The 1,832-nt window shown below is 76.4% G+C and carries 2 protein-coding genes; both read right to left on the reverse strand.

What is annotated here, in order from left to right:
* On the reverse strand, positions 1 to 309 hold a 309-nt coding region (locus tag ACFXA3_RS37700; protein ID WP_385194975.1), incomplete at its 3' end, for an isocitrate lyase/phosphoenolpyruvate mutase family protein.
* Positions 310 to 481: 172 nt separating this feature from the next.
* On the reverse strand, positions 482 to 1,612 hold the full coding sequence (locus tag ACFXA3_RS37705) for a threonine synthase (RefSeq protein WP_385194977.1): 1,131 nt from the start codon (positions 1,610 to 1,612) through the stop codon (positions 482 to 484).
* Positions 1,613 to 1,832: the final 220 nt, after the last annotated feature.

Raw genomic sequence — 1,832 nt, forward strand, 5'->3', positions numbered from 1 at the left:
GGGGCGGGGCGCCCCGCCCCCGGGGGGGCGGGCGCCGGCGAACCCGCCAGCTTTGGCGGCGGTGACCGGCGCGGAGAGGGGGGCCACCACGCGGGAGACGTGGTCGAGGGCACGGTCGCGGGTCAGCGCGTCGCCGTCGGGCGCGCCGAGGGACCAGGCGACACCGGCACTGGTCGTGGCAACGGCGGGGGCCCCGGCGGCCTCGACGAGACGGGCACTGACGACGTCCCAGGCATTGGCCAGGGCCAGCGGGGCGGCGGGGTCGTGGAGCGCGGTGAACCGGCGGGCGAGATCAACGATGGTGGTCATGGCCCCAGTTCACCAGACGCCCGCCGTCCCGGGCTGGCGATTTCCCGACACGTACGCCGGCGCCGCGGGGGCGGGACGGGGGCAGTGCGGGGGCAGTGCGGGGGCCCGTCCTCCCGGACCGGGCCCGTCCTCCCGGACCGGGCCCCGTCGCCGGACCGGGCCCGTGGCCGCGCTACGTCCAACCCGCCTTGAGCCCGGCCCCGCACAGGGGCAGGACCGCCGTGCGGCCCTGGAGCGGGTCGGCGGGGGCGTGGGGGCCGACCGCCGCCCAGCAGGCCGCCGCCGTGGGTTCCACGAACAGGCCGCGCTGCGCCAGGTCCCGGCGGGCCGCGCGCAGGGCCTCCTCCGGGACCGTCAGGAAGGTGCCGCCGGACGCGCGGACCGCGGCCAGCACCTGGCGGGCCCGCGGCGGGGACGCGATCGCGATCCCGTCGGCGAGGGTGGGCCGCTGCTCCACCGGAGCGGCGTCCTGCGCGCCCGCCGCGAAGGCCTTGGCCAGCGGGGACACCGCCTCGGCCTGGACCGCGATCAGCGCGGGCGGCTTCACCCCGCGGCGCGCCAGCTCCGAGACCGCGAGGGCCGCCCCCAGCAGCAGGGTGCCGTTGCCGACGGGGAGGACGAGGGCCTCGGGCAGCCGGCCGCCGAGTTCCTCCCACACCTCGTACACGTACGTCTTCGTCCCGTGCAGGAAGTACGGGTTGAAGACGTGGCTCGCGTAGAAGACCCCGGGGAGGTCGGCGGCGGCGCGGGCCGCGAGCGCCGTGGCCTCCCTGCCGCCCGGCACGAAGCGGACCGCCGCGCCGTGCGCCCGCATCTGCTCCGTCTTCTTCTCCGGGGTGCCCTCGGGTACGAACACCTCGCACTTCAGCCCCGCCCGCGCGCAGTACGCGGCCACGGCCGTTCCCGCGTTGCCGCTGCTGTCCGCGACCACCCGTTCCGGGGCCAGCCGCCGGGCCAGTTCCGCGAGCATCACCGCGCCGCGGTCCTTGAACGACAGCGTGGGCATCAGGAAGTCGAGCTTGGCGTGGATCCGCTCCGCGAGCGGGACCAGCGGCGTGTTCCCCTCCGACAGCGTCACGGAGAACGCCCCCGGCAGCGGCAGTGCGGAGCCGAACCGCCAGAGGGAGGGGGGTCCGGCGGCCGGTTCGAGCGGGGCGGCCGGATCGGGGGTGAAGTCGAGGTCCCACGGTCCGCCGCACAGGGGGCAGCACCAGGGGGCCGTCCGGGCATCGGCGCGCGTGGCGTCCTCGGGGCAGACGTAGCCGGGCAGTGCGTGCGTCATGGGCAGAGCGCCTTTGCTCATTCATGGCCGTTGTACGGCACGGATGTTACGCGTTCGTCCTGCTTTTGTGGCCGGGCGAACGGGTGGGTCGGCCTTTCGGAGGCGCCGGCCCGGCGGCCCGGGAGCCCGAACACGGCCTACGGGCCGGGGAACTGCGGGGGGGGGCGCGAGGAAGAGCAGCACCACACCCACCAACAAAACGGTCATGAAGAATACACCCCACCCCACCTGGCCCACACCC

It is taken from the genome of Streptomyces sp. NPDC059456 (assembly GCF_042750055.1).
In the GTDB taxonomy this organism is placed as follows: Bacteria; Actinomycetota; Actinomycetes; order Streptomycetales; family Streptomycetaceae; genus Streptomyces.